Consider the following 6,543-nt stretch of genomic DNA (forward strand, 5'->3'; position numbering starts at 1 on the left):
GAGGAGCGGGGTCTGGGGCGGAGCCCCAGTTCGGGAAGGGGCGGGTCTGGGGCGCTCCCGCGAGGGTCAGCGCTGGCGCGGCTCCGCCCCCAGGTCCCAGTCCCGGGCTAGCGCCACGGCAAAGGCGTCCGCCAGCTTCCGCTCACCGCTCTCGTTCGGATGCGTCCCGTCATACGTGTCCGAGTGGATGTCGTACGACGCCGGAGGCGGGACCAGGAGCAGCGGCGACGCGGCGGTGTCCAGGTCGGCGGCCGTCTTGGCGAGGAGCTCGTTGAAGCGGGCCACCTCCGCGGCGAAGGGCGGGTCGGATGCGGCGCGGACGTTCGGTATGACGGGCAGGACCGCGATCGCGACGCGCGGGTTCGCGGCGCGGGCCGCGGCCACGAAGCGGCGTACGTTGTCGGCGGTCTGCTCGGCGTTCGTGTAGAAGCCGAGGTCGATGAGGCCGAGGGAGACGAGGAGGACGTCCGCGCGCTCCTTGGCGACGCTCTCGCCGATGAGCGGCGCCATGTGCAGCCAGCCCTCGCCCCAGCCCGCCAAGTGGCGCCGGGGGAAGTCCGGTTCGGCGTACGCGTACGACGTGGGCGCGTCCGCCGTCTTGTCGTACAGCGTCTCGCGGGGCCCGACGACCTTGAAGGGCCCGCCGAGGGTGGCGCACAGGTGCCGCCACATCCAGTGCCGCCAGGTGTGTTCCCCGGCGCTTCCGATCGTCATCGAGTCGCCGACGAACATGAACCTGAGCATCCGCTCATCATCGCGGATCGGCGCGGCCAGCAGCGATGTGAGCCTTGACACCTGGCAAGGGGCGGCGGGGTGGCAGGCTTGTGGGCATGGGTGGCATGGGTGGCAAGGGTTCTTCGAGGGTGTGCGCGGCCGTGGCCGCGGTTCTGCTGTGTGCGGCGGCCGCGGGCCCCGCCGCGGCCGACGGCAAGCCGGGCAACGACAGCTTCACCATCAAGGACCCGCGGATCACCGAGTCCAGCGGACTCGTCGCGTCCCGCGCCCACCCGGGCGTCTACTGGACCCACAACGACCAGGACAGCGGCGCTTACCTGTACGCCGTCGACAGCCGCACGGGCGAGACCGTCGCCAGGATCACGATGACCGGCGTCGGCAAGCCCCGCGACGTCGAGGCCATCTCGATGGGCCCGGACGGGAATCTGTACGTCGGTGACATCGGCGACAACCTCGGCGGCAAGTGGTCCTTCGTGTGGGTCTACAAGCTGCCCGAGCCGAAGCGGCTGAAGGACCAGACGATCCGCGCCACGCAGTACGTCGTGAAGTACGCCGACGGCGCGCGCGACGCCGAGGCGCTGATGGTCCACCCGAAGACCGGGCGGATCTACATCGCCGACAAGAAGGAGGACGGCGGCTCCCTGTACGAGGGCCCCGCCGAGATGTCGACGTCACGGCCCAACGTCTTCCGCCGCACCGCGAGCACCGACCTGTGGGTCACCGACGGCGCCTTCTCGCCCGACGGCAAGCGGCTCGATCTGCGCGGCTACTTCGGCGGCGTCTCGTTCGCCTGGCAGGGCGACGGAAAGATCAAGCGCCTCGGCCGGCTCAGCGTGCCCCTCCAGCGGCAGGGCGAGTCGATCGCGTACAGCCCCGACGGGTCCCGCCTGATGTTCGGCACCGAGGGCGCCGAGAGCGACGTCGAGTCCCGCGAGGTCGAGGGCGCCGGGGGAGCGGGCTCGTCGTCCGGGGGCGGCGGTTCCGACGGGGACGACGGGATGAGCGGCGGGGTCAAGGGCGCGGTGGCCGTGGGGGCGGTGATCCTGGCGGTGCTCGGGCTCAGGAGGGTGTTCCGCCGGAAGGCCTGAGGGCTTGAGGGCTTGAGGGCTTGAGGGACTGAGGGACTGGGGGCCTGAGGGCTACTCGGGCTTCTCCTCTTGCTGCGCGGGCGGCTCCTCCGCCGGTGCCTCCTCCGGCGGTGCTTCCTCCAGCACGGGCCGCACCTCGTAGTGCAGCGTCGCGTCCCTGCGGACCTTGTGCGTGAGCGGGACCAGGAAGCCCTGCTGGAGGGGGTACTTGCGGGCGATGAGGCGCGACGCGCGCGCGTACTCGCCGCTGCCCCGGTCGAGCAGCCGGACGCGGGCCTTGAGCTGCGGGCCCGTCGGCCTGCCGCGCACGGTCGAGGGGGCGATCTCGACCTCCGGGTTGTTGCGCAGGCGCTTGACCTTGCCCGCCCTGCCGAAGGTCCGGAAGTAGGCGTGATCGCCGTCGACCACCAGGTGGAGGGGCGTGCCGACGCCGGTGCCGTCCTTCTTGTGGGTGGTGAGCAGGACGGTCTGCTGCTTCTCGAACCGGGCGAGCTCCGGGCTCGCCGGACGCGCGGGATTCGGCTTCATGCCTCCATACAGACACTGATCGCCGCGGCTGTCACGCCCTGTGCCACGGCGCCCCGCCGCCATGCGCCTCTTTGCGCCGTCAGGCCCCGCGCCGTCAGCCCCCCCCGCGCTGTCAGGCCCCGTCCCGCTCGGCCGCGCGCCGCTCCACGAGGACGTCGAGCCCGTCCAGGACGCGCTGGAGGCCGAACTCGAAGTGGTCGAAGCCCCAGCCGAACGCGTCCTCGGAGAGCCCCGCGACCAGCGGATAGCGCCCGTCCGCCATGACCCGCTCCAGGAACGGCATCTGCGCCTGCCAGAAGTCCTCGTCGGACAGCTGGGTGTCCTGCGCCGCCTGAGCGGCGTGCACCTGTGTGCGGGCGGCGCCGGTGACGTACCCCTCGACCATGATCAGCACGGAGATCAGCTCGGGGTCGCGCAGCCCCATCGGCCTGATCAGGCCCAGCATCAGCTCCAGGCCCGCCATGGCGCTCGGGCCGAGCACGGGGCGCGCCTGGTTGACCTGGAGCAGCCAGGGGTGGGCGCGGTACGAGTCCAGGGTCGCGCGCGCGTACATCTCCAGGGCCGCGCGCCAGCCCCCCTCGAAGGCCGTCGCGTCGGCGGACGGGGCCTGCACGTGGTCGAGCATCAGGTCGAGCAGCTCGGCCTTGCCCGGGACGTAGCGGTACAGCGACATCGTGCCCGCGCCGAGCTCCTGGGACAGGCGGCGCATGGAGACGGCGGCGATGCCCTCGGTGTCCGCGAGGCGCACGGCGGCGGTGACGATCCGGTCCAGGGTCAGGCCCGGTTTGCGGCCGCGCGGGGGCCGTTCGGCCCCGCCCCACAGCAGCTCCATGCTCCGTGTGATGTCGCCGCTGCCGGTCGTCTCCGTGGTCGCCATGGAGCTCACGATAAACCCTTGGGCCACGGATGAGTACGCTGTACTCTCATTCGCGTACGTCGTACTCCTCGTGGGTACGGCGTACGCGAACGGTGTCGGGCAAGACAGTCGGGCAGGACAGCGGGAGGACCAGTGACCGGTACGGACCACAGGGCGGGCGAGCACGCGGTGCGGGCCCGCGGCCTGCGCAAGCGGTACGGCGACAAGCAGGCCCTCGACGGCTTCGACCTGACCGTCGAGCACGGCACGGTGCACGGCCTCCTCGGGCCGAACGGCGCGGGCAAGACCACGGCCGTGCGCATCCTGTCGACCCTGATCAGGCTCGACGGCGGCCACGCGGAGGTCGGCGGCGCCGACGTCGTGCGCGAACCCGCGCTCGTGCGCGGCCGCATAGGCCTGACCGGGCAGTACGCGGCGGTCGACGAGATCCTCACCGGACGGCAGAACCTGGAGATGTTCGGCCGCCTCTTCCACCTCGGCGGCAGGCGGGCCGCGCGCCGGGCGCAGGAGCTGTTGGAGCGGTTCGGCCTCGAAGCCGCCGCCGACAAGGGCGCCGGGCAGTACAGCGGCGGCATGCGGCGCCGCCTCGACCTCGCCGCGTCGATGATCCTCGCGCCGTCGGTGCTGTTCCTCGACGAGCCGACCACCGGACTCGACCCGCGCAGCCGCAGCGAGGTCTGGGACTCCGTGCGCGACCTGGTGGCGGGCGGCACGACGGTCCTGCTGACCACGCAGTACCTGGAGGAGGCCGACCGGCTCGCGTCCCGCATCACCGTCATCGACCAGGGCCGCGCCATCGCCGACGACACCCCCGACGGCCTCAAGGCGACGGTCGGCGGCAGCCAGCTGGAGGTCGTGGTCAGCGAGCCCGCCGACCTCCCGGCCGCGGTGAAGGCCGTGGCCAGGGTCGCCGACGGCGAGCCGGAGACGGTGGACGCGGAGCGCAGGGTGCGGGCGGCCGTGACGGACCGGGTCGCCGCCCTCGCGGACGTCGCGCGCACCCTGCGGGACGAGGGCGTCGCGGCGGAGGACATCGGCCTCAGACGCCCGAGCCTGGACGACGTGTTCCTGCGTCTGACGGGCGGGACGACGGCGATGGGTGCGACGACGGCGACGGGTGCGACGACGGCCGGAGCGGCCGGGAAGACGGAGGCGGCGGCATGAGCGGCGTACTGACCAGTGACCTCTCTTCGGAAACGGGCCCGGTTCGCCCGGTTCCAGGGGTGCACGGCCGCGCCTACTGGGCGCTCTCGGACACCCTGAACATCACCCGCCGCTACCTCACCCACTTCCTGCGCCAGCCCGTCACCATCGTCTGGCAGCTGGGCTTCCCGATCATCAGCGTGCTGCTCTACGGCTTCGTGTTCGGCGAGGCGATGAAGGTGCCCGGCGGCACGGGCGACTACAAGGACTTCCTGATGCCCGGGATGTTCGTGATGACGATGGCCTTCGGCTTCATGAGCACGGCGATGGGCGTGGTCACCGACGCGTCGAAGGGCGTCATCGACCGCTTCCGGTCCATGCCGATGGCCCCGTCCGCCGTCGCCGCCGGGCGCGGCCTCTCCGACCTCGTCGTGGCCTGCGCCGAGCTGACGATCCTCGCGCTCACGGCGCTCGCCATCGGCTGGCGCCCCAACAACGGCGTCCTGAACGGGGTGGCCGCCTTCGCCCTGCTGCTGCTCCTGCGGTTCAGCCTGATCTGGGTCGGCGTGTGGCTGGGCCTCGTCGTGCCGTCACCGGAGGCCGCGGGCGGCCTGTACGCGGTCGCGTTCCCGCTCACGATGATCTCCAGCGTGTTCGTGGCGCCCTCCCTGATGCCGGACTGGCTGGCGCCGGTCGCCGCGTGGAACCCGGTGTCGTCCACCGGCACGGCGGCCCGCGAACTCTTCGGCAACCCCGGTGCGGGCGGCGCCAGTTGGGTCGAGCAGCACGCGGTGCTCATGGCGGTGGTGTGGCCGCTCGTGGTGACGGCGGTGTTCCTGCCGTTCGCGGTGCGGAGGTTCAAGGGGCTCAGCCGCTGAGTCGTCAGACGTGGGTAGGGGCCCGGCGCGTGGTGCGCCGGGCCCCTGTCGCGGAATCGCGTGCCGTTACAGCTTCTCGATCACGTAGTCCACGCAGCGCGTGAGGGCCTCGACGTCCGCCGGGTCCACGGCCGGGAACATCGCGACGCGCAGCTGGTTGCGGCCCAGCTTGCGGTACGGCTCGGTGTCCACGATGCCGTTGGCGCGCAGCGCCTTCGCGACGGCCGCCGCGTCGACCTCGTCGTCGAAGTCGATCGTGCCGATGACCTGCGAGCGCTTGGCCGGGTCGGTGACGAACGGCGTCGCGTACTTCGACTCGTCCGCCCACGAGTAAAGGCGCGTCGAGCTGTCCTTCGTACGGGCCGTGGACCAGGCGAGGCCGCCCTGGCCGTTGAGCCAGTCCAGCTGCTCGGCGAGCAGGAACAGGGTGGCGAGGGCCGGGGTGTTGTACGTCTGGTTCTTGCGGGAGTTGTCGATCGCCGTGGGCAGGCTGAAGAACTCCGGTACGTGGCGGCCGCTCGCGTGGATCCGCTCGGCGCGCTCGATCGCCGCCGGGGAGAAGACGGCCAGCCACAGGCCGCCGTCGGCCGCGAACGACTTCTGCGGCGCGAAGTAGTACACGTCGGTCTCGGCGATGTCGACCGGCAGGCCGCCCGCGCCGGACGTGGCGTCCACGAGGACGAGGGCGCCGTCGTCGGCGCCCGCGACGCGCTTGACGGGCGCGGCGACGCCCGTCGAGGTCTCGTTGTGCGTGAACGCGTACGCGTCCACGCCCCGTTCGGCGGCCGGGTCCGGGTGCGTGCCCGGGTCCGAGCTGATCACGGTGGGCTCCGCGAGCCACGGGGCGAGCTTGGCGGCCTTCGCGAACTTCGACGAGAACTCGCCGAACGTGAGGTGCTGCGACTTGTTCTCGATCAGGCCGTGCGTCGCGACGTCCCAGAACGCGGTGGAGCCGCCGTTGCCCAGGACCACCTCGTAGCCGTCCGGCAGCTGGAACAGCTCGCGCACGCCCTCGCGGACGCGGCCGACGAGGTTCTTCACCGGGGCCTGGCGGTGGGACGTGCCGAGGAGGGAGGTGCCGGTGGCGGCAAGGGCGTCCAGCGCCTCGGTCCGCACCTTGGAGGGGCCCGCGCCGAAACGGCCGTCGGCGGGCTTGATGTCTGCGGGGATCTGGATCTCAGCCACGGAGGGAGCGTAGCTGTTCTGGGGGGTAAGGGCTGGCCCCGTCCACCCCGCGAGACTGGGGGCTCCGCCCCCAGACCCCCTTCTCTCCGGCCTGCGGCCTCGTCCTCAA

7 protein-coding genes are annotated in these 6,543 nt (G+C 72.1%); 3 read left to right on the plus strand and 4 right to left on the minus strand.

The window, feature by feature from the left end; translation table 11 throughout:
* Window positions 1–66: 66 nt before the first annotated feature.
* Window positions 67–744: a GDSL-type esterase/lipase family protein gene (locus ACFWZ5_RS43825; protein WP_384805472.1), complete on the minus strand. Its 678-nt coding sequence runs from the start codon at window positions 742–744 to the stop codon at window positions 67–69.
* 86 nt (window positions 745–830) lie between these two features.
* Between ACFWZ5_RS43825 and ACFWZ5_RS43830 the strand changes: the two genes are divergently transcribed.
* Window positions 831–1,823 carry a WD40 repeat domain-containing protein gene (locus ACFWZ5_RS43830; protein ID WP_384805470.1) on the plus strand — a complete coding sequence of 331 codons (993 nt, stop codon included), beginning with the start codon at window positions 831–833 and terminating at the stop codon, window positions 1,821–1,823.
* A gap of 51 nt (window positions 1,824–1,874) precedes the next feature.
* Here the strand turns inward: ACFWZ5_RS43830 and ACFWZ5_RS43835 are convergent, their stop codons facing one another.
* Both ACFWZ5_RS43835 and ACFWZ5_RS43840 read right to left on the minus strand, forming a co-directional pair.
* The gene (locus ACFWZ5_RS43835; protein ID WP_384805468.1) at window positions 1,875–2,351 is read right to left on the minus strand and encodes a PPOX class F420-dependent oxidoreductase; all 477 of its coding nucleotides are present in this window, start codon (window positions 2,349–2,351) and stop codon (window positions 1,875–1,877) included.
* A 112-nt stretch (window positions 2,352–2,463) separates the two neighbouring features.
* Window positions 2,464–3,228, minus strand: a complete 765-nt coding sequence (locus ACFWZ5_RS43840; RefSeq protein WP_384805466.1) for a TetR/AcrR family transcriptional regulator — start codon at window positions 3,226–3,228, stop codon at window positions 2,464–2,466.
* Window positions 3,229–3,360: 132 nt separating this feature from the next.
* On the opposite strand from ACFWZ5_RS43840, the gene ACFWZ5_RS43845 reads away from it, so the two are divergent.
* On the plus strand, window positions 3,361–4,392 hold the full coding sequence (locus ACFWZ5_RS43845; RefSeq protein WP_384805464.1) for an ATP-binding cassette domain-containing protein: 1,032 nt from the start codon (window positions 3,361–3,363) through the stop codon (window positions 4,390–4,392).
* Window positions 4,389–5,249 carry an ABC transporter permease gene (locus tag ACFWZ5_RS43850; RefSeq protein ID WP_384805462.1) on the plus strand — a complete coding sequence of 287 codons (861 nt, stop codon included), beginning with the start codon at window positions 4,389–4,391 and terminating at the stop codon, window positions 5,247–5,249. Before ACFWZ5_RS43845 ends, ACFWZ5_RS43850 begins: the two co-directional genes overlap by 4 nt.
* Window positions 5,250–5,315: 66 nt before the next feature.
* Here ACFWZ5_RS43850 and serC read toward each other — a convergent pair whose 3' ends face one another.
* Window positions 5,316–6,434: a phosphoserine transaminase gene (gene serC, locus ACFWZ5_RS43855; protein ID WP_384805460.1), complete on the minus strand. Its 1,119-nt coding sequence runs from the start codon at window positions 6,432–6,434 to the stop codon at window positions 5,316–5,318.
* Window positions 6,435–6,543: the final 109 nt, after the last annotated feature.

The sequence above is a fragment of the Streptomyces sp. NPDC059003 genome (genome assembly GCF_042740445.1).
Taxonomy (GTDB): domain Bacteria; phylum Actinomycetota; class Actinomycetes; order Streptomycetales; family Streptomycetaceae; genus Streptomyces.